Raw genomic sequence first — 21,425 nt, forward strand, 5'->3', positions numbered from 1 at the left:
AGTTTGTGGCCGTTTCGGCGCATCTACTTGCAGCAGTTCCCATCAGCGAGTGCAGACCCACGCCGACATTGGGGTGCAAGAAATGACTCTCCCCGGACGAAGCTCCAAGACCCTGCCTTCTGACGTGGGCGTCTCTACACGGCCGCACGGCGGGCCGACGGCGCCACCGCCGATCACGCTGCCCAGTGGTGGTGGGGCGATCCGCGGGATAGGGGAGAAGTTCGCCACGAACCCGGTGACCGGCACCGCCTCCGTTTCGGTGCCCCTGCCCGCCAGCGCGGGACGGTCCGGATTCGGGCCGCGGCTGAATCTCGCGTACGACTCGGGGACTGGCAAGAGCGCATTCGGCTTCGGCTGGACAGTCGCCCTGCCGGCCATCAGCCGCAAGACCGACAAGGGCCTGCCCACATACGACGACGACCACGAGTCCGACGTGTTCCTGCTCGCCGGTGCCGAGGATCTGGTACCCGTGCTGCGGACCGACGGCATGCCGGACCTCCGGGAGCGCACGATCGGCACCGACAAGTACGAGGTCCGGCGCTATCGGCCCCGGATCGAGGGCACATTCGCGCGCATCGAGCGCTGGACCCACACCCACAGCGGTGACACCCACTGGCGCTCGATCAGCCGGGACAACGTCACCACCCTCTACGGCTGCACGGACGAGTCCCGCGTCTTCGGGCCAGCCGACCCGGCTACGGGCGGCATTAAACAGATCTTCACCTGGCTCGTCAGCGAGAGCTTCGACGACAAGGGCAACGCCGTCGTCTACGGCTACAAGCCCGAGGACGACGCGAACGTCGACCTCGCGCAGGCGCACGAAGGCAACCGTCCCGCCGGGGCCCGCACGGCGAACCGGTATCTGAAGTCGGTCCGGTACGGCAACGTGGCCAGCCGGCTGAATGCCCAGGCGTTCGCCACCACGAAGTGGCTGTTCGAGCTCGTCCTCGACTACGGCGAGCACCACGCCACCCGGCCCCGGCCCGGCGACACCGGCGCGTGGCTGTGCCGGCGCGACCCGTTCTCGTCCTACCGGTCCGGCTTCGAGGTCCGCACCTACCGGCTCTGCCAGCGGATCCTCATGTTCCACCACTTCCCCAAGGAGCCGGACGTCGGCGACGACTGCCTGGTCCGTTCCCTCGACCTGCGTTACCGCCCGCCCGCCCGGCCGAACGACACCCGGCACGGCGACCCGCTCGCGTCGTTCCTCGCCTCCGTCACCCTGACTGGCTACCGCCGCAAGGGCGGTGGCCACCTCGCGCGGTCGCTGCCGCCGCTGGAGTTCGAGTACGCCGTCCCGACCATCGACCGAACGCTGCGGACCGTCGACGACGTGGACAACCTGCCGGTCGGGGCGGACGGCCGGGAGTACCAGCTGGTTGATCTCGACGGCGAGGGGGTGGCCGGCGTCCTCACCCAGCAGGTCGGCGCTTGGTACTACAAGCCCGGCCTCGGCGATGCCCGGTTCGGGCCGCTGCGACCCGTGGCCGCCATGCCGTCGACCGCCGCGCTGGGCCGGCCGCAGCTGCTCGACCTGGCCGGCGACGGCCAGCTCGACCTGGTGGAGTTCGCCGGCCCGACGCCGGGATTCGCGGAACGGACCGACGACGGCGGCTGGGCCAGCCCGGTCCCGTTCCGGTCGCTGCCCAATATCCGCTGGGACGACGGCAACCTCCGCTTCATCGATCTCAACGGCGACGGCCACGCCGACGCGCTGCTCACCGAGAACGAAGCCCTCGTCTGGTACCCCTCGCTCGGCGAGGACGGCTTCGGCGAGGCCCGGAAGGTGCCCCAGAGCCACGACGAGGACACCGGCCCGCGGCTGGTCTTCACCGACGGCACCCAGTCGGTCTACCTGGCGTCGATGTCCGGCGACCTCACCGACCTGGTCCGGATCCGCAACGGCGAGGTGTGCTACTGGCCCAACCTCGGCTACGGCCGGTTCGGGGCCAAGGTCACCATGGACGACGCCCCGCTGTTCGACCGCGTCGACGGCTTCGACCAGCGGCGCGTCCGGCTGGCCGACGTCGACGGCACCGGCTCCGCGGACCTGATCTACCTCGGCGTCGACGGTGTGCGCATCTGGTTCAACCAGTCCGGCAACCGGTGGAGCGCCGCCCACCCGCTCGACCAGGTGCCGGCGGTCGACAACGTCTCCACCGTCGCCACGGCCGACCTGCTCGGCACCGGCACCGCCTGCTTGGTCTGGTCGTCTCCGCTGCCCGCGCACGCGCGGCGGCCGTTGCGGTACATCGACCTGATGGGCGGCACGAAGCCGCACCTGCTCGTCTCGTTCACCAACGACCTGGGCGCCGAGACCCGCATCAGCTATGCCCCCTCCACCCGGTTCTACCTCGCGGACAAGGCGGCCGGCCGGCCGTGGGTGACCCGGCTGCCGTTCCCGGTGCACGTCGTCGAGCGCGTCGTCACCGACGACCGGATCAGCCGGAACCGGTTCGTCACCCGCTACGCGTACCACCACGGATACTTCGACGACGTGGAACGGGAGTTCCGCGGGTTCGGCCTGGTCGAGCAGTTCGACACGGACGAGTTCGGGGCCTTCACGGCGGACGGCGACCTGCTCGCCGCCTCGAACGCCGAGCCCGGCTCGCACGTGCCCCCGGTGCTGACCCGGACGTGGTTTCACACCGGCGCATTCCTGCCGGAGCGCGGCATCTCCCGGCACTACACCGCTGAGTACTACCGGGAGCCCGGCCGCACACCGGCCGAACTGGAGGCCCTGCTGCTCGACGACACGGTCCTGCCGGACACGCTGCTGCGGGCGGACGGCACCCGGGTGCCGTCCGTGCCGACACCGGATGAGCAGCGCGAGGCGTGCCGGGCGCTGAAGGGGACGGTGTTGCGGCGGGAGGTGTATGCGCTCGACGGCGGCGAACGGCAGGAGCAGCCGTTCACGGTCACGGAGAGCAACTACATTGTGGAGGTCCTGCAGGCCCAGCGCGGCCAGCGGCACGGCGTCTTCCTCACCCACCCCCGCGAGTCGATCAGTTACCGCTACGAGCGGACGCTGTACCCGGTCACGGGCGGACAGCCGGTCGCCGATCCGCGGATCGGTCACGACCTAGTGCTCGATGTGGACCCGTTCGGCACGGTGCTGAAGTCGGCGTCGATCGGGTACGGCCGGCGTCGCCCCGACACCTCGCTGGCCCCGGCCGACCGGGCCAACCAGTCCGCCACCCGGGTCACCTACACCGAGAGCGCCGTCACCAACCCGGTCACCGAGGCGGACGAGGTGACCGTCGGGGACGACTACCGGGCCCCGGTGCCCTGCGAGACCCGAATGTACGAGCTCACCGGCTACCCGCCCACCGGGCGGGCCGGACGGTTCCGGGCCGAGGACCTGGTCCGCCGGGACGGGCAGCGGCTCGTGCACGTCTTCGACGGCGACATCCCGTACGAGCAGCAGCAGCCGCCAAACGGCCGGCAGAGGCGGCTCATCGAACGGGTCCGCACCATCCTGCGCAGGGACGACCTGACGGCGCTGCTCGCCGCGGGCGTGCTGCAGGCGCGCGCCATTCCGGGGGAAAGCTACCAGCTCACGTTCACGCCCGGGCTGCTCGCGTCGGTGTTCCAGCGGCCCCGCGCCGGCCAGCCCGCGGAGGCGCTGCTGCCCGACCCGGGGACGGTCCTCGGCGGGCAGGGCGGGGACCGGGGCGGCTACGTCGACCTCGACGGCGACGGGCACTGGTGGATCCCGTCCGGTCGGGTGTTCCTCTCCGCGAACGGGAGCGACACCGCCGCGCAGGAGCTCGGCTACGCCCGCGATCACTTCTTCCTCGGCCTCCGGCACCGGGACGCGTTCGGGCAGACCACGACGGTGGGGTTCGACGACTACGACCTGCTCGTCCGACAGAGCCGCGACCCGGTGGGCAACCGGATGACGGTGGGGCAGCGTAAGGCCAACGGCGACATCGACGCCGCCAGGCCCGGCTACGACTACCGTGTCTTGCAGCCAGCCCTCGTGACCGACGCCAACCGTAACCGCACCGGCTTCGCGTTCGACGCCGCGGGGCTCCTAGTCGGCACGGCGGTGATGGGCAAGCCCGAGGAGAACCGCGGCGACTCGCTGGACAGCTTCGATCCGGACCTGTCCGCCGCGGACGTCCTCGCCGACCCGCGGGGCGCGCTCGCCCGCGCCACCACCCGGCTCTCGTACGACCTGCTGGCCTACGAGTTGACCCGGCAGGACGACCACCCGCAGCCCGCGTCGGCGCACACGCTGGCCCGGGAGGTGCACGACGCCGACCCGGGCGGCGCCCAGACCCCCATCCAGCAGTCGTTCTCCTACTCGGACGGCTTCGGGCGCGAGATCCAGAAGAAGATCCAGGCGGAGCCGGGGCCGGTACCCCGCCGCGACGCGGCCGGCGCGGTGATCCTCGGCGCCGACGGCGAGCCGGAGTTGACGGCCGCGGACGTGAGTCCCCGCTGGGTGGCCAGCGGCTGGACCGTGTTCAACAACAAGGGCCGGGCGGTCCGCCAGTACGCGCCGTTCTTCAGCGACAACCACGGCTTCGAGTTCGGCACCCGCGTGGGCGTCAGCCTGGTCTTCTTCTACGACCCGTTGGACCGGCCGGTCGCCACTCTGCACCCGGACCACACGTACGAGAAGGTCGTCTTCGACGCCTGGCGGCAGGTCGACTACGACCGTAACGACACCGTCGCGGCGCGCGGCGACGAGACTGGCGACCCGCGGTCCGATCCCCACATCCGCGGCTCCGTCGGCGGCTACTTCGCCGCCCAGCCGGCCACCTGGCAGACCTGGTGGTCGCAGCGGCAGGCCGCCGGCACCGACGCCCGGGAGCAGGCGGCCGCGCGGCAGGCCGCCGTGCACGCCGGCACGCCCACCTCCACCCATTTCGACGGGCTTGGCCGGCCGTTCCTTACCCAGGCGCGCAACCGGTTCGAACGCGACGGCGCCACCGTGGCCGAGACCTACGCCAGCCGGGTGGAGCTGGACATCGAGGGGAACCACCGCGCGATCCGGGACGGGGTCGTCCAGGCCGGCGACCCGTTGGGCCGCATCGTCCTGCGCTACGACTACGACCTGCTGGGCAACCGGATCGGGCAGGCCGGCATGGAGGCCGGCCGGCGCTGGACACTCAGCGACGCGGCCGGCAACGCGATCCGGTCCTGGGACAGTCGCGGGCACACCGTCCGCACCGGATACGATCCGCTGCGCCGGCCCGCGCGTGTGTTCGTCACCGGCGCCGACGACCAGGCGCCGACGCGGGAACTGCTGACCGAGCGGCTGGTCTACGGGGAGCAACACCCGGCGGGCGAGGCGCGCAACCTGCGCGGGGCGCTGTACCTGCACGCCGACCAGGCCGGCGTGCTGCGCAACGAGGAACGCGACTTCAAGGGGAACCTGCTGGGGCACTCCCGGCGGCTGGCGGGTGAGTACCGTTCCGCGCTCGACTGGCCGGCCCTGGACGCGGCGCTGCCGGCGCCGGACGCGGCGGGCCCGTTGGATCCCGCCGCCGTGGACGCCGCGCACGCGCCCCTGGTTGAGGCGGACACATTCACCAGCCGCTCCACCTACGACGCGCTGAGCCGGGCCATGACTCTGACCTCGCCGGATGGGAGCGTCGTGCGGCACGGCTACAACGAGGCCAGCCTGCTGGAACGCGTCGACGCGAACCTGCGCGGCGCCACCGCGGGCGGCCAGCCGGTGTGGACGCCGTTCGTCACCGACATCGACTACAACGCCAAGGGCCAGCGCACGCTGATCCGGTACGGCAACGGCGCCGCCACCTCGTACTGCTACGACCGCCGCAGCCTCCGCCTGGTCGCGCTGCTGACGCAGCGGCCGCCGGCCGCTTTCCCGAACGACTGCCCCGATCCGGCGCCCGCCGGCTGGCCGGGGTGCCGGGTGCAGAACCTGCAGTACACCTACGACCCGGTCGGCAACGTCACCCACGTCCGGGACGAGGCCCAGCAGGCCGTGTTCTTCCGCAACCGTCGGGTCGAGCCCAGCGCCAGCTACATCTACGACGCGGTGTACCGGCTGATCGAGGCGACCGGCCGGGAGCACCTGGGCCAGGCCGGCGGTGCCCCGATCCCGCACAGTGCCGGCGACGGCGGCCGCGTCGGCATCGCCTGGGCCGACAACGACGGCGACGCGGTCGGGGCCTACACCGAGTCATACGTGTACGACGCTGCCGGCAACGTTCTCGAGCTGCGCCACCGGGGTAGCGACTCGGCGCAGGCGGGCTGGACCCGCGAGTTCACCTGCGGCGAGGCCAGCCTGCTCGAGGCGGCCAAGACCGGCAACCGGCTCACCAGCACGGCGCTCGCCGGCGGCAACGCCCCCACCGAGCGGTACTGGCACGACGAGCACGGCAACATGACGCGCATGCCTCACCTCGGCGGCAATGACCCGGCACAGAACGTCTACTGGAACGACCGCGACGACGTGCGCCGGGTCGACCTGGGCGGCGGCGGAAACGCTTACTACACCTACGACGCGACCGGCGAGCGCGTCCGCAAGGTGTGGGAGAAGGCGCCCGGGCTGACCGAGGAACGCATCTACCTCGGCGGGTTCGAGCTGTTCCGTCGCCGCAACGGAGCCGGCCAGCTGACCCTGCAGCGGGAGACCCTGCACCTGATGGACGACACGCGGCGCATCGCGCTGGTGGAGACGCGCACCCCGGGCACCGGCGCGAACGACCCGGCGCCGGCACAACTGATCCGCTACCAGCTCGGCGGGCACCTTGGCTCGGTGCTGCTGGAGCTGGATGACCAGGCGCAGATCATCTCGTACGAGGAATACACACCGTACGGCAGCACCACGTACCAGGCGGTGCGCAGCGCGACCGAGACGCCGAAGCGGTACCGGTACACCGGCAAGGAACACGACGAGGAGAGCGGCCTGTCCTACCACGGCGCCCGCTACTACGCGCCGTGGCTGGCCCGCTGGACTAGCTGCGATCCCGCTGCCCCGGAGTCCGGGGTGAACGCGTATGAGTACGTCAGCGACAACCCGATGGTGCTGTTCGACCCGGACGGCCTGGCGGGCGGCGGCAACAACCCCAAGCACGTCGCCGCGTTCGAGACCCGGGAGGCTGCGTTCGAGGCCGGCAAGAAGCTGGGGACCGGCGAGGTCAAGGCCACCAGCGGCGGCAAGGAACTGCCGCCGCCCAAGGGCAAGGTGCTGGAGAAGCTCGTTGGAAACTCCAAACAGGCCAAGGAACTGCGGCTGAAATACAGCGGGGCGCAGGGCATCGAGGGGGGAAAGGCGCTGCGCCGAAACATCACGGAACGGTCGGGCGCCGCGGCCAAGGGCCAAGAGGGGGGACACTTCGGTGAGGCCAGCCGGAAGCTGGTGCCCGAGGTCGGCGTGCACAAGAAGAAAGTCATCAGCGTCGACGTCGAGCCCGGCGGCCAGCCCAAGGGTGCGCGCACCGCTGACATCGGCATCGCCAAGGAGCCGACCTCCCCACCGGAGTGGCAGAAGCTTAAGGGCGAGAACCCCGCCAACGCGTTCGAGGACATGCTCGACCAGAAGATCGGCGAGGGCCGGGTGGCGGACAAGACCGGCTTCCGCAAGCAGTCGGGCGGCGTACCTATCGAGGAGATCCGGCCCAGCAGCAAGCTCGGCGGCGTCGCGAAGGGACTCGGCGGCAAGGCGATCGGCGCGCTCAACTCGGTCGCCCCGATCTGGGACGCGTACAAGATGGCGCGCGACCTGCACATCGCCGAGCAGAGCCCGGGACGGGCCGGCGTCGCTGGCCTCAAGGACGAGTACGGCGAATACACCCTCCAGATCCGCGAGGGCCTGCTGTTCAACGACTACCAGAAGACCTACATCAGCGGGGAGAAGGCCGGCACGGTGCAGGAGCTCGGCTTCTTCGAGTGGATGCGCGAGATCGGCAAGCGGAACGAGAAGTACGGCTACTTCGACTGGAAGGGCGACTTCGTGCCCGGTGAGGTGCCGCCGATCATCCCTCGCGACCCGTACTGGGACAACATCATCTAGCCGTCGGACGGCTCGGACACAGGGAGATAACGCCGTGGACCGCCACCCGCAAGTACGTCAAGGACTTCCTGCCGAAGGAGGCGCACGCCGCCGTCGACGCGGCGAGGCCGTTCCTGTCCGGACCACCACGCCGGCCACGGTCGGCAGCACCGACCCCGCCCCGGTCCGGCTCAAGGACTTCCGGGACATCGATTTCCCCGACGGGAGCTACGACACCAAGACCCGGACGTTCAAGTTCGACCCGAAGACGTTGCCTAAAGACCTGTTGCGGTACTCACCGTTCTAGCGAGGTGGCGAACCATGAACCCGATCACCTTCGACCTTCTGCCGGGCATGTCCGGCCCGGATGTCGTGAACCTGCAGGACGGGCTGCGCCTGATGCTGGAACGCGCTGGTTCGGCGTGCAGGGCCAGGAGCTGGAGTTCTTCGTGACCCGCCTGGCCGCCGAACGGCTGACCGCCAGGTACAACGACGTCACCATTCAGCTCGTGCGCCTCTTCCAGAAGAAGGCCGGCCTCGACACCAGCGGCGAGGTGCGCGACAAGACCGCCACGGCGATGAACAACGAGCTCGACGAACTCGGCGCCTTCCCCGGCGAGCCGCCCCCGCCGCCGCGCGAGTACGTCATCGCGGGCCGAGTGCTCGACCAGTCCGGCACGCCCAGCAGAGGTCTGCGAATCGTCGCCTATCACCACGACAACGACGGGACGGTGCGGCTCGGCGCCGACCAGTCGGACGGCGCGGGCCCCGGCCGCGCGTTCGGGCGGCGGGCGCCGTACGAAGTAGGCCACCGATGGCCCACGCCAGGACGGCCAGTCGGGGTGGGCAGTGCGTGATGCCCGTCCCGGGCTCCGGGCTGTCACACTGAGCGAGCTCTGCATTCGCGCTCCACCCGCGCGGTTTCCATTGCCGAGCGGTGCTACGTCTTGGGCGCGCTGAGATCCAGGAATCGTATGAAGTCTCCGCCCACATCGCTGCACCTGCCTACATCCTCAGGTGCAATCAGTACCCGGTCGCCATCGAGCCGCACTCCGGCTGCGGCGATATACGCCAGTACTGCGTCCCGGTGCTGGGCAAGTTGACGCTCAGTGAGCCGCCCGAGGCCGTGCTCCAGGGCGTTCCGGACCTCCACAAAGCCTAGAACGGCCTGCATGTGGGTGAAGGTAGTTAGTTCCACTCCGCCCTGGTTCTTCCACATCTTGAGGCGGTCGGTCCACTTCATAACCTGGTTGTGGGAAATCGCCGGTCGCAGGTTGAGCAGGCGAGCAACCGTGAAGGATTCCAGGACGGCGACAAGGTCGGTGAGCGCGTTGCCGTGCCGCACAACAGCCGCGTCTCGAAGGTGTCGGCCCCGGTCGCTGCAGGTTTGCTCCTCTGACAATCGCAGCAGCGTGCGGTAGTCGGCGACGCGGACGAGGAGCTGGCCGAGTGCCGCCTCGCCCAGGGCGGTCATGCCGGCCGTGCTAGGCACCGGTGGGCGCCCAGTCGTACACCCACCGGTGCAGCCGGTTGTCGTGGGTGACCGCCTTGCTGATGCGGTTGGTGGGCCTTGTCAAAGCGATGGCAGCGACCAACAACGGGCGGGCTGTAGCACCTGTCCTGTCGTACAGACGAAGTAGCCCTTCAGCGTCGATCTGGCCGTGGCGGGCGAGCGTGAGTGCGGCGTAGGCGCGCGGCGTCGCGGCTTGTCCGGGCGCGTCGAGAGCGGCGCGAACCCACTTGATCCGCCGCGCGGCGCCATCACCGGTCCCGAAGGCCGAGTGGGAGGCGATCGCCGATTGCAGCCACCAAGACTGCCAGCGGTTCAGGTAGGCCCTGGACGTCAGCAGGTTGTCGAAGGCGGCGATCACCGGAGCGGGATCGGTGCGTGTCGCAAGGTACCGGCAGACAGCCGGCGTCATCTGACGGGCGAAGCGCAGCATCCTCATGAGGTGTTTCAGCAGCTCCGGAGCCTCCGGTTCTGGCCGCTCGTCACGCTTTCCCGAGCCGACCCGGACGCAAGATTCGTATCGGCCGGCGGCACGCACGGCCGATACCCTGCGGAGGTGACCCAACGGGTGCGTGCCCACGAGCTGCGCGAGGCGATCGCCGCCGCGCTGTATCACCTGAGGTCGTATCAGCTCCCCCGTGCCTGTACGCGCTACGGTCTCCCCCCGGGCGACACAGATGAGGCGCATGCCAGCAAGAAGTGGTACGTCTTGCGCCGGATCGAAGAATGGGAGATTCCCCAACTACTGACCCTCGCGGTACGGATCTTGGAGGACCACCCCGACGAAGCCCTCCAACAGCTCGTCAACCGCGCTGGCGCGCGAGGCGTCTCGGGCGACTTCAAGAACCTGATCTTCGCGGCGGACGGACCAAAACCGGAACTCGTGCTGCGCGACGCAGTCAACAACGTCATCGAGATCGTCAAGCACGCGGAACACTGCCTCATCTACGACCGTCCCCTGCCGACAGACGGTCTGAGCTGGGCCGATCTGGTGCGCTGGTGGTGCGAAACCCAAAGTATGCCGCCCGGCGACGAACTCGTCTACCCTGCCCGGCTGCTGTTCAAGCGCCTCGCCCGATCGCTGGCATCCGAGCCGGAGCGTCGGTTCTTCCGGGCCTACCACGAGCTGCACGGCCTGCACGACATGGACCGGGTACCCGCGCTGATCCCGCAGGTATACCTGCACTACGACCCCTACACGCAACGCAGTCGCCTGGACAGGCCCGGCCCACTATCGAGACAGCGCATGGACTTCCTCATGCTGCTTCCGCTCGACCAGCGCATCGTGATTGAAATCGATGGCAAGCAGCACTACTCCGACGACACGGGGCAGGCACAGCCGCGGTTGTACGCCAAGATGGTTGCCGAGGACCGCCGCCTTCGCTTGGCCGGATACGAGGTATACCGGTTCGGAGGGTACGAACTCTGCCAGGAGCAGGGCAGCGCCGACGAAGTTGTAGCCTCGTTCTTCGGTGACCTCTTCGGCCGGCACCGCATCGATCCAGCAGCCAAGCCGGCATGACACTCGCCCCGAACCATCACCGCCGATTCGGGAGCACGACAAGCCCGGCATAGGCGCCGGATCAGTCGATCAACCCGAACTCGGCCAGCAGTGACGGCCACCGGCGGAGCAGCACCTCCAACTCCGCCGCAGACCACGCCTCGATGAACGGCCGCCGGCCTCCGGCGTTGTGCTTCTCAATCCACCGAACCGCCTCCTGCGTGAAGGATCCTGAGGTGGCGAAGATCAGGCGACGTACCGGCTCGCCCTCCCATCCCGGCAGCTTGGCGTGCACGAGGTCAGCGACCTCGGTGGCGTTGACACTCCTGCTTGACCAGTGCTTCGCCTGGACGATGGTGCGCTCCCGTGTGGCGGTCAGCAGCCCGTCCGTCACCACCCGGTACGCCTCCAAGTCCCGGCCCGCATCGGTGGAGTTCAACGCCATCAGGCGGTTGATCCCTTCGTAGGAGCCGCTGTGCTCAAGTATTCGGCCCAGTAGTCGCTCGAAGCCGTCGGCATCCAGACGGTCCCAGCGCACCCGGCTAGGCACGGGTGCGGACCCGGCCGTGGCTGCCAGCGCGCCGAGGTCACTGACTTCCACCGGAACCGGTGCCGCGTCGCCGTAAACCGCCTGCTCGATGTGCGGGCGAAGCGTCGGCCAGTCCCACGTGGCGATGTCGTGCGCGTCGTGCGGTTCGCCGAAGCGAAGGTGGCGGCGCAGGTCATGGTGACGAGGGGCATTGTTGAGCGCGTCACCCAACAGCCGCTCTAGTTCATTGAACGCCTCCCGCACCTGATCGAGGACCGGGGTCGCCTGCTCGGGGGGCAGGGCTTCATCGTCCGCGGTGGGCACTGCCGCCAGCGCGGCGTCGATCGTCGCGACCAGTTCTTCAGCACGTTGACGGACAAGCTCCTGGCGCGCACGCATGAGCTTCCGCCTGTAGGTCTTCGCCTGGGCGCCGGGGGCGTGCACCGTTCGGTTGAAGGCTGGAATTGCCGGCGGCTCCGCGATGTCGAGGTAGTCCAGCCGGATCTGTCCGATCGCGGCATAGTCGACGATCTTGGCAGTGATCTGCCACCCGTTGATCGCAGGCAAGCTGCTAGCCAGCTCTTCCCAGGTTTCAGCGAGTTCCTGATAGAGATCCTCATCTGGGCTACCGGCGCCCATGAACGGACCGTCCGGGATGAGCGCGACCATCTGGTCCCACACTCGATCAAGCTTGTCCAAGTTGAGAGCAACGCGGTCGTAGGTCGCGAGCGCATCAGCCAACGCCATGCCGCCATTGTGTCGCATCAGCTCGATCAGGCCCTCGGAGTCATCAGCCTGTGCCGGCGGACGTCGACCTACCTCCTCCCGCAGCGACATCCTCAGCTTGCGGATGTCGCTTCGCTGTCTCGTCAGGCGGGTCCACGCCAACGCGGACCATCTCCAAGACCCTTGGGCGTGGACCGATCGTCCACTGCTCATCCAGCGCGGCCTCGACGGCCTCCCGATTGCCGCGCGCCCAGCCGTCCTGGCTCGTGGCGAGCACAATCACGTCGGCTGTCGTGATTCGGGCCGCCCGAACGAGCTTGCTGGCGGCCTTCTCCAGGGTGAGATCGCCCTTGAGACTGTTGTTGGACTTGCCCTCTCCGACATGGATCTCGCCGTTGATAACGGAACAGATGTCCAGCTCAGCTTCAAAGCCTTCACCTCGAAGGACAATCTCCGGGCACCACAGCAACGATTGGCTTCTGTCAGCGAGCCCATGCACGGCGAGGACGGGAACATCGCCGTGCTGGGCCAACAGGTTCCGAACTACATGGTCGAGGCGGTAGTACCAGTGCGGTTCAGGGTCTTCGGTGTACCAGCGCCCGAACGCGAGCGGGCTGACGTGGTCACAACCCTGACACGTGAAGTTCTGCCCGACGTGACCGGGCAGGTAGAACGCCTCGTAGCGGCATCGTTCGCAGTTAAGCAGGAAGCCCCGTCGCAGAACCTTGAGCTGGGTTAGCCGGTCAGCCAGTGCACGAGCTTGGATCTTGTCGAAACCGGCATGGTCCGTGATGTCCTCAAGAGCCACGAAGCCTCCGCCACGGATTGCGTATCCCCGGGTGTAGTCACCGTCCTTCTTTCCTTTAGGGGGAAGAAAGAGGTCGAGAGCTCTGCGGACCGGCCCACGGAGGTCTGCGGCCATCGCGGGGAGGGAGCCCCATAGGTCCGCGGCGTTTGCTGCTCGACGGCCGGCATCGGACCGCTCGATCGTCACGCCCTCAGCGGCTGCGAGGTCGTGGAAGATCTGTTCAGCATCGGGGAAACGTAGCAGTGGCCGGGCGTGCCGGTTTCCCGGTACTGACAACCCGAAGTTCGTGGACAGGTACGAGATGCCGTCCCGGCTCGCTCGGCAACTCGTGAAGGAACTTGCGCCGGAGAACGCCGTGAGGCTGGAGACTGGAAGCCCTGTCCGTGCCGGAGGTTGGTGCCCATTGAGCGACACGTCGATCACCCAAGAGATCTCCTGACCGAGTTCGGCGGTGATACCGGGCATGGGCGGATCCACAGGAGTGAGGAGGTCGATCCCGTCGCCGATCCGTGCAGTTGGCTGCCCTAGCGCACGGTCGGGAAGATCACTGGAGATCAGCTTCCATCCGCGGCTTGGAGTGAGAGTTGACAGTGCCACCGCCCTGAACGGGCGGCGGGGTGTCGCACGGCGAGCCGGTTCAGCGTCGAATCGCGCCATAATGACTGGTTCGCCGTCCAGCTCATCGGCAAGCACCTGGAGGCTCTCGATCGACTCTGTGGTGCTGACCAACAAGATGGGACGTACCGGCGTCGAGGGAAGTTGCTGCAGGACACGGAGAGCGTTCAGCGCCTCGATCCGGTACGGCGACTCGCCAGCAAGCAGACGCGCTGGAACCCAGGCACCTAGCGTGAAAACTCGATCACACAACATTGCCAGCGCATGATCGTCCGCGCTGTCCCCGACCACGCACACGATCGGCGGCCCCGGGAGTTTGCTCAACTCCGTCGTCTCGGTCCGGGCATGCCTTAGCCGGGACGCGCTTCAGGAACGCCGCAGCGGTGAGCTGATCTCGATCATCGGCTCCGGTTGCGCGGTAGAGGGCGTCCAAGTCCCAAGACGCGCCGCGCAGAGTGCCGGTGATGGCCAGCCTGATCAGCGTCGGGATGTCGTCCTGGCTGACCGGTAGCGCCAGAACGTCGCCGGCCCATCGCGCCACCGGGTCGATGGCGCCGATCCGGCTCTCCACCATGAGCGCGACGTCGACATCCTCGGCGGAGAGATCCAGCGTGATGACCGGGGCGCCCGGTCGGTGATGAACGGTCGGGAGTTCGCGGTTGGAGCCGTTGACACGGTCGTGCAGGACGATGCTCGCCTCGGAGAAGACCTGTTCCGACGCTCCTATCTCCTTGAAGGGTGAGCAATACGCTCCAATTTGCGTCGCCGCCCCGTACGTCGGTTCCTGGTCGACAGGCTCCGTTCGTAACCACTGCCAAGCTTGATCCGGGCCTTCGTGAGCCCGACCGCGAGCTGCGACCACCCGGCCCCGCTCCTCGGGGTCCACGCTGCGCGAGGTCGTCGCGCATGACGATGTGCTGCGCGACCATGTCGGGGTCGTGTAGCCGTAGGAGCTTGAGAACCTCCTCGCCTGCCTGGTCCTGTTCGTCCAACGGCAGGGGCACCCCAGCGCCACCCCACACGGACCAGATGGTCGCGACCACCCGACGGGCGTGGAGCAACCAGTTGTCACCTCGGCGGTATGCCACCGCGAACCGCGGCGGCCGTGCACGCACGCGGATGCCCCGATACTCCACCGAACCCCCAGCTATTCAGCTTGTTCCTTGAGCGACGGTGTGATGCCTCAGCCGATCACTTCTCGCAACCGTGAGGCAGAGGAACCCATACCGGGAACGCTTGGCCGCTCGCCATGTCACGGCTGAGTGGCCAGCGTCACAGTATGCGTGGCGAGCCAGCGATCCTTGTGCCGGTGCGCTGCCCATTGGCCGGTCCACCCGGGTCGGTCCTCGCTCCGGTCAACGATCACCACGGCAGCACCCCGCACGAGCGAGGGCCCCACGTCCACGAGAACGGCATCGCAGAGCACCGTCGCCCCAGACAGTGCAGCCATCGTCGACAGCCCCACCGTCCGGCCGTGCCGCCACCCCAAGCGTCGCCCCACACAGACCCCCGACAGCCACGCGATGCGGGCTGTCGAACCCGGTCGCGCGCCCGCGTTTCTGGGGGGTTTTCGGGGGGCGATTCAAATTCGCATGGCAAAAAGTGAGGCCCTGACCAGCGTTTCCGCTGGTCAGGGCCTCACCGTGGAGCCGCCTGTCGGAATCGAACCGACGACCTACGCATTACGAGTGCGTCGCTCTAGCCGACTGAGCTAAGGCGGCAACGGTCATTGAGTGTACGGCATGCCAGACCCGACTCCCGTCGCGGGTGGGGGCGCGGCGCGCCCGGAACCGGACGATCCTTGTCATACTCCGGGCTAGTCTGCGAAACGTGACCGATCAACAGCCCGCCCGGCAGCCCCGTCCACGGTCCGCCGAGGCCGAGCCCTCCCGGGCGCGCCGGCCGGTGAGCATGGATCCGCAGCAGCTCGGCTTCACGCCGCAGCGGCCGGTGGGGTGGCTGGCGCCGTTGTTGCTGCTCAACACCGGGCTGCGGACGCTGCTGGCGATCCTGTTCGGGGCCTACCTCGACAAGCGGGAGCTGCAGAACGCCCTGTCCGGGGAGTCCTTCGAGCAGCCGGGCATCGACGGCGAGCTCTGGCTGGATTACGTGGCCGACCTCGGCGACGGGTTCAACGCGACCTACTCGGTGGCGTACCTGTTGGCGCAGCCCGGGCTGGAGGTCGGCGGGCGGGTGCTGCCTCGCGGCCAGGTGCTGCTCATGGGCGGCGACCAGGTCTATCCGGTCGCCAACGGCGACGGATACGAGAATCGCACCAAGGGCCCCTACCGGGCCGCCCTCCCCGAGCCTCCCGCCGACGGTCCGCGACCCACGCTCTTCGCCCTGCCGGGCAACCATGATTGGTACGACGGCCTCACCGCGTTCCTACGCCTCTTCGCCCGCCGCAAGGACGGCCACATCGGAGGCTGGCGCACCCACCAACGCCGGTCCTACTTCGCCGTACGGCTGCCCGCGAACTGGTGGCTGTTCGGCATCGACGAGCAGTTCGGCGCGTACATCGACGACCCGCAGCTGCTCTACTTCGAGAAGGCGGCCGGGGCGCTCGGCCCTGACGACCGGATCATCCTCATGACGCCGTCACCGACGTGGGTCAAGGCGGCGAACAAGCCCGAGGCGTACGACTCGGTCGACTACTTCATCCGTACGATCCTGGCGCCGACCGGGGCGCAGGTGCGGGTGCTGGTCTCCGGGGATCTGCACCACTACGCCCGCTACACCGGCGCCGACCGCGAGCTCATCACCTGCGGTGGCGGCGGCGCGTACCTACTGGCGACCCACCAGTTGCCGGACAGCCTCACCGTGCCGCCGAAGGAGACCCTGACCCGCAGTGCGAGCCCCAGCCGGGACTACCAGATCGCGTCCCGCTACCCCAGCGCGGCCGACTCGCGGCGGATGAGCTGGGGCGTCTTCCGCAGGGTCCCGGCTCGCAACCCCGGCTTCGCCAGCATGCTCGGCATCATCCACACGCTGACCATGCTGGCGATGGCGGGCGCGGCCAGCCAGGGCGGCATCCTCCAGCGGCTCTTCAGCATTCCCCTGGTCTTCATGATGGTGGTGATCCTGACCGGCACGGTCATGTTCGCCCAGCCGCCCAGCGCCAACCAGGACAAGCACGCCCGGCACTGGATCCTCGGTCTGGTGCACGGCTTCGCCCAGATCGCACTCGCGGCGGGCGGCACCTGGGTTTGGCTCCAGCTCCCCTTCCACGACTGGACCTGGCCAGGCCCCCTCGTCGTAGCGGCGATCCTGTACGGCCCGGTGATCGCATTCCTGGCCACCCAACTCGTGGCGCTGTATCTGCTGCTCGCCAGCCTCTTCGACGTGAACGTGAACGAGCTGTTCGCCGGACAGGGCATCGAAGACTCAAAGAGCTTCCTGAGGATGCACATCGCGGCGGACGGCACCCTGACGATCTATCCCTTCGGCGTGGACAAGATCTGCCGCAAGTGGCACGCCGAGCCGAACGGTGCGCCCGACAGCCCATGGTTGGTGCCGGACGAGCCGCTGACTGCCCACCTGATCGAGCCGGCCATCATGCTGAACGGCCCCACAGGCGCGCCCGCCCCCGAAAGAGGTGATGTGGCAACCGCCTGACCAAAGCCGATCGCCTGGCCGGCCAGGACGACGCCGCGTCAGTTGTACTGCTCGTCGTGTGCCTGGCGGGGGCCGCAGACCGATGCCCGGCTGCATGAGCAGCGCGATCCGTCCGCGTCCATGCGTACCACCACCGCGTCCTTGGGGACGCTGTGGCCGACCACTCGCCCGTCGCCCTCCGGGGTCGTGACTCTGCTGCCGATGGCCGGCGCCGATGCCTGGAACTTCTGGTACAGCGGGTGCTCGTACTTGAGGCAGCACATCAGCCGGCCGCAGGCGCCCGATATGCGGAGGGGGTTGAGGGGGAGGTCCTGATCCTTTGCCATGCGGATGGTGACCGGTTCGAAGTCGGTCAGGAACGTCGCGCAGCAGAGGTCGCGGCCGCAGGAGCCGATGCCGCCCTGGACTCGGGCCGAGTCGCGGGCCGAGAGCTGGCGCAGCTCCACTCGGCAGTGCAGGGTGGCGCCCAGGTCTCGGACCAGGGATCGGAAGTCGACCCGGTGCGGGGCCGTGAAGTAGATCGTCGTACGCGCGCCGCCCGTGCCGCCCTGTTCGAGGACATGGTCGACCGCGACGACCTTCATCGGCAGCTCGTGGGCCTTGATCAGTTTCTTGGCCGCTACTTTCGCCTCGGCCTTCCGCTTTCTCAGGAGGTCGTCGCGGCGCAGGTCGCGGTCGTCTGCGAGGCCGGCGACCTTGGGGAAACCGTCCGTGTCCTCGCTGACCCATTGCGCCGCCCAGACGCACTCCGCCACCTCGGGCCCGTCGTCGGTCGGGACCAGCACCCGGTCGCCCACCTGCGGCGAGAACTCGCCCGGGTCGAGGTAGTAGAGGCGCCCGTACCGGTTGAAGCTGACCGCGCACAGCATGCCCATGTCCCCACCCTACGGCGACGGACCGGGCGTGCGAAACGCCACAGAACTACATAGATACGCGCAACCCCCCGCATCGAACCTCGTTGTGCAGTCCCGTAGACGCCGCTCGCCGCGGCATCCTTGGGGGAGGACTTTCATGACGCGCGCCGTGCCCGTATCGGATGATCTTGCGCAACCCGCCCGGCCCGCTCGCTCGCTGCGAAGCTGGATGACCGGAGTGCCCGCCATCGTCACGTTTGGTCGGGGGTTGCGGCTCGGCATGCTGGCCGCAAGATCCGGTCGGGCATCGGAAACCGCCGCCGCGAGTCAGGCATCGGAAGCCGCCGCGGCAAGCTGGGCGTCGGAAGGCGCACCTGCGAACCAGGCCGCAGAAGCAACTACTGCGAGCCAGGCGTTCGAAACCGCTGCGATCACCCCGGCCTGCGAGTTCGCCGAGGTTGATCCGGCGGCCGCGATCGCCGAGCCGGCGTCGGCTGCGGCGGCGGGGAGCGGACGGCGGGGGCGGAAGGTGGCTGCCGCGGGCGCAGCGGGTGTGGTCGGCATGCTGATCGTGCCGCTGCCGGCGAGCGCCGCGCCCGCTCCGTGTGAGCAGGCGGAACGGTATTCCGCGCAGTCCGGCAGCCAGATTCTTCGCCTCACTGAACTGCGCGTCGGGCCGAACGCTTCGAAGAAGAGTGGCGCCGCCGGGAAGAGCGGGAACGGTCCGAGCACGGCGTCGGGCGGCACCGAGGAGGTGCATGTCGGCGAGGCGAAGTCGGCGATGGTGGCGCAGGCCTCGATCAGTTCCGCTGCCGTGGCGCGCATGATTGATGCCGGCGGCGATGAGACTCCTGGTGAGCTTTCTGAGGCCGTACAGCAGCAGGCTCCGCCGACCAATGCCGAGGCGGAGCGCCGGTCGACCGGCGCGGCCGATGTCGGGCCGGTGAGCCTCGGTGCCGGGGCGATGACCACCCATGCTCGGTGGGAGGCCGGGATGGCGTGCGGCGCTACGGTCGGCGATGTCACTCGCGCTACGGCTCGGCTGCGGGACGCCGGGATTGGTGCTGATGGTGATACGGCGCTTGTTCGCGTACCCGGGAAGGTGGAAAGCGAGAGCACCACGAAGCTGGAGCGGCGCGGGTCGGCTGCGGCGACGGTGGCCACGGCCGGGTTGCAGGGCGGGGATCTCGAACTGCTCGACGGTGCCGTCGAGGTCAACGTGATCAAGGCACCGTCGCTGCGGGCCAGCATGTCCATTCAGGATGGTGGTGAGGTTCGTTACATCCCGGCGGTGGTCGAGGTGTCCGGGCGGGGGTTCAAGACCGAGCGGCTCAGTACGGCCGGTGACGACATCGTGATCACTTACGACGATTCTGCTCACCGGTCCGCTCCCGAGTCGGCCCCGACCGGACTGCTCGGCAAGCTTCCGGTCGTCGGTGGCCCGCTCAACTCGGGTGACGCGCTGCCGCTCCCCGAGGTACCCGGGCTGCCCGAGGTCGCGCCGCCCAGTTCGGAGGCCGTCCCCGTTGGTGAGCCGGGCACGCGGGTGCGGATCTCGCTGGGTGACGTCCGCCAGGCTTCGCGGGGCCGGGCCATCGCGGCCCGGGCGGCTGCGCTCTCTGTGACGATCACGCACGGTTCGTCGGACGGACGCACCGAGCCCGGGTACGCCGAGAGCGTCGCCTTCGACATGGGCGTGCTGGAGGCGGCCGCCGTGGCCCCGGAGTCAGCGGGTGGCGTGTCGGCGGGTGGCGTGTCCGCGGGTGAGGCCGGCGGCTTGCCGATCACCGGGCCGCGGGTGGATGTGATCGCTCTGAGCGGGGTGGCGCTGCTGATCGCGGGCGCGGCGGCGCTGATCTTTGGGCTGCGGGGTCGGTCCCGCTCCTGACAAGTGGCGGTAAGGCAGGGGTGCGGCGCCGCTTTCGGAACCGGTAAATCCGAGAGCGGCGCCGCAGTCATGCCGGGCCCGCTCTGCGGGTTCGGTCAGCGGCCGGCTGCGAGCGGCTCGGCCAGTTCCGATGAGGTGCGCACCAGGTCGACGGCCTCGTCGTAGGCGTCGGCGACGGCTTCCAGGATCTTCTCCCCCGCATCCGCCGCGGCCATGATCTCCCTGGGTGACGTAATATCCACTTTGTCCGCGGCCAGGACGATCGCCTCGGCGGAGCCCACGATTTCGGCCAGCACCGAGGCCAGCCCGTCCCGGGTGGTTCGCATCCAGCCCGCCAGCGCCTCGGCCAGATCCGCCGACGCCTGCAGGCGTGCCCCCAGGCTGAACTCGCCGCTCAGGCGATCGGCCGTACGCTGCCGGGCATGGTCGTACGCCTCCGCCGCCGTGCCGGACCACTCCCCCGGCGGGGGCAACGACGCGGCCAGCACCGCGCAGGCCCCGGCGTCCGCTCGCAGCTCCGGCCCCGCGTCGCCGAGATCAGCCGGCCGAAGGGCCGCTACCGCGCGCGCCGCGTCGCCGGGCAGCAACCGTACGCGGCGCAGCTGCACCCAGACTCCGTGGCCGGGCGGCGCGCCACCCGCACTCAGTAGTGCGTCGACGCGGCGCAGGAGAGGGCTTGCCGTGTCGAAGAGCTGATCCAACCGGTCCATCAGATGCCCCGTCGTACGCGGCGGCCGGTCTCGTCATCGGTCTCCGCGTATGTCTTCGCTGTCAGTCGGATGTCGGCGGCGAGGTCGAGCAGGTGCTTCGCGGTGTCGGCGGCTTCTTGGGATCGGGCGGCCAGGACCGCACGCCAGTGGTCGTGCAGCTGCTTTCCGACGCGACCGGGGATGCCCTCGTCGTCCGCTCCGAACGCACCGGGCGACGCGACGTGGGCCGGCAGCGAGCGGTCCACGGTCGTGAGGGCGTCGGCTGCGGACTCGAGACTCGTGGCAAGCGGTTCCATCAGCGGTCTCCGAGGCTTCTGAAGGCGCCGAAGATCTCGTCGTGGAGTTTGTCGCGGGCCCAGCGGGCTGCTTCCGTTGCGTTGGTGACCACCGCTTGCACCTCTCGGGCCAGCTCCGTCGCGTTCCGGTGTTGCAGGCTTCCCCGGATGCGGACGTCCGTGATGTCGCACGCCGCCGTGACCAGGACCTCGACCGAGTCGTCCGGGGAGTGGACCGACACGACGTGGGAGGCCACGGCCTTGTCGAATTCCGCCCGCAGGATGTCGAGGCGGCGGTAACGCTCGATGGCTTCGTCGATCCACGCCTCGTCGATCTCGCGGGGCATCGTCGGCTCCTTACCGGGCGTACCGCTTTGATGGCGTTACGGCACCGAACCGTACCCGGTCGGGCGACCCCG

At 69.0% G+C, this 21,425-nt stretch carries 16 protein-coding genes and 1 tRNA gene; 7 read left to right on the forward strand and 10 right to left on the reverse strand.

Features of this window, described 5'->3' with window-relative positions; all coding sequences use genetic code 11:
* The first annotated feature begins 124 nt into the window (after window positions 1-124).
* The 4 genes from AB0368_RS05595 to AB0368_RS05610 are packed head-to-tail and all read left to right on the forward strand — an operon-like array spanning window position 125 to window position 8,832.
* A complete protein-coding gene (locus AB0368_RS05595) occupies window positions 125-7,996 on the forward strand; it encodes a SpvB/TcaC N-terminal domain-containing protein (RefSeq protein ID WP_366152588.1) in 7,872 nt (2,623 codons plus the stop codon).
* A gap of 34 nt (window positions 7,997-8,030) precedes the next feature.
* Window positions 8,031-8,282, forward strand: a complete 252-nt coding sequence (locus tag AB0368_RS05600) for a hypothetical protein (RefSeq protein WP_366152589.1) — start codon at window positions 8,031-8,033, stop codon at window positions 8,280-8,282.
* Window positions 8,283-8,296: 14 nt separating this feature from the next.
* A complete protein-coding gene (locus AB0368_RS05605) occupies window positions 8,297-8,428 on the forward strand; it encodes a hypothetical protein (protein WP_366152590.1) in 132 nt (43 codons plus the stop codon).
* Entirely contained in the window at window positions 8,398-8,832 is a 435-nt protein-coding gene (locus tag AB0368_RS05610; RefSeq protein ID WP_366152591.1) for a hypothetical protein, read from the forward strand. Before AB0368_RS05605 ends, AB0368_RS05610 begins: the two co-directional genes overlap by 31 nt.
* An 83-nt stretch (window positions 8,833-8,915) precedes the next feature.
* Here AB0368_RS05610 and AB0368_RS05615 read toward each other — a convergent pair whose 3' ends face one another.
* Both AB0368_RS05615 and AB0368_RS05620 read right to left on the reverse strand, forming a co-directional pair.
* Window positions 8,916-9,449, reverse strand: a complete 534-nt coding sequence (locus AB0368_RS05615; protein WP_366152592.1) for a hypothetical protein — start codon at window positions 9,447-9,449, stop codon at window positions 8,916-8,918.
* 10 nt (window positions 9,450-9,459) lie between these two features.
* Window positions 9,460-10,023, reverse strand: a complete 564-nt coding sequence (locus tag AB0368_RS05620) for a hypothetical protein (RefSeq protein ID WP_366152593.1) — start codon at window positions 10,021-10,023, stop codon at window positions 9,460-9,462.
* 18 nt (window positions 10,024-10,041) lie between these two features.
* Between AB0368_RS05620 and AB0368_RS05625 the strand changes: the two genes are divergently transcribed.
* Window positions 10,042-11,007 (forward strand): hypothetical protein, encoded by a 966-nt coding sequence (locus AB0368_RS05625; protein WP_366152594.1) that lies wholly within the window; start codon window positions 10,042-10,044, stop codon window positions 11,005-11,007.
* 61 nt (window positions 11,008-11,068) lie between these two features.
* Here AB0368_RS05625 and AB0368_RS05630 read toward each other — a convergent pair whose 3' ends face one another.
* The 4 genes from AB0368_RS05630 to AB0368_RS05645 all read right to left on the reverse strand — a co-directional run bounded on the left by AB0368_RS05630 (window position 11,069) and on the right by AB0368_RS05645 (window position 15,385).
* Complete coding sequence (locus AB0368_RS05630) at window positions 11,069-12,262, reverse strand: restriction endonuclease (RefSeq protein ID WP_366152595.1); 1,194 nt, start codon at window positions 12,260-12,262, stop codon at window positions 11,069-11,071.
* A 43-nt stretch (window positions 12,263-12,305) separates the two neighbouring features.
* Window positions 12,306-13,955, reverse strand: a complete 1,650-nt coding sequence (locus tag AB0368_RS05635; protein ID WP_366152596.1) for a hypothetical protein — start codon at window positions 13,953-13,955, stop codon at window positions 12,306-12,308.
* Window positions 13,909-14,550, reverse strand: coding sequence for a hypothetical protein (locus AB0368_RS05640; protein WP_366152597.1), 642 nt, complete (start codon window positions 14,548-14,550; stop codon window positions 13,909-13,911). Before AB0368_RS05640 ends, AB0368_RS05635 begins: the two co-directional genes overlap by 47 nt.
* Window positions 14,551-15,308: 758 nt before the next feature.
* Window positions 15,309-15,385, reverse strand: a tRNA-Thr gene (locus AB0368_RS05645).
* A gap of 190 nt (window positions 15,386-15,575) precedes the next feature.
* Between AB0368_RS05645 and AB0368_RS05650 the strand changes: the two genes are divergently transcribed.
* Window positions 15,576-17,279, forward strand: a complete 1,704-nt coding sequence (locus AB0368_RS05650; protein WP_366152912.1) for a metallophosphoesterase — start codon at window positions 15,576-15,578, stop codon at window positions 17,277-17,279.
* A 38-nt stretch (window positions 17,280-17,317) separates the two neighbouring features.
* Here AB0368_RS05650 and ricT read toward each other — a convergent pair whose 3' ends face one another.
* Window positions 17,318-18,154: a regulatory iron-sulfur-containing complex subunit RicT gene (gene ricT / locus AB0368_RS05655; RefSeq protein ID WP_366152598.1), complete on the reverse strand. Its 837-nt coding sequence runs from the start codon at window positions 18,152-18,154 to the stop codon at window positions 17,318-17,320.
* A gap of 136 nt (window positions 18,155-18,290) precedes the next feature.
* Here ricT and AB0368_RS05660 point away from each other — a divergent pair, with 136 nt between their 5' ends.
* Window positions 18,291-20,021 carry a hypothetical protein gene (locus AB0368_RS05660; RefSeq protein WP_366152599.1) on the forward strand — a complete coding sequence of 577 codons (1,731 nt, stop codon included), beginning with the start codon at window positions 18,291-18,293 and terminating at the stop codon, window positions 20,019-20,021.
* Window positions 20,022-20,116: 95 nt separating this feature from the next.
* Here the strand turns inward: AB0368_RS05660 and AB0368_RS05665 are convergent, their stop codons facing one another.
* Genes AB0368_RS05665 through AB0368_RS05675 form a run of 3 tightly spaced genes read right to left on the reverse strand, consistent with a single transcriptional unit; the run spans window position 20,117 to window position 21,353 of the window.
* A complete protein-coding gene (locus AB0368_RS05665; protein WP_366152600.1) occupies window positions 20,117-20,731 on the reverse strand; it encodes a hypothetical protein in 615 nt (204 codons plus the stop codon).
* Window positions 20,731-21,027, reverse strand: a complete 297-nt coding sequence (locus tag AB0368_RS05670; RefSeq protein WP_366152601.1) for a type VII secretion target — start codon at window positions 21,025-21,027, stop codon at window positions 20,731-20,733. The genes AB0368_RS05665 and AB0368_RS05670 overlap by 1 nt, the downstream gene beginning before the upstream one ends.
* Window positions 21,027-21,353, reverse strand: a complete 327-nt coding sequence (locus AB0368_RS05675) for a YbaB/EbfC family DNA-binding protein (protein ID WP_366152602.1) — start codon at window positions 21,351-21,353, stop codon at window positions 21,027-21,029. The genes AB0368_RS05670 and AB0368_RS05675 overlap by 1 nt, the downstream gene beginning before the upstream one ends.
* Window positions 21,354-21,425 lie beyond the last annotated feature (72 nt).

This window comes from Actinoplanes sp. NPDC051475, assembly GCF_040689425.1.
Lineage (GTDB): Bacteria > Actinomycetota > Actinomycetes > Mycobacteriales > Micromonosporaceae > Actinoplanes.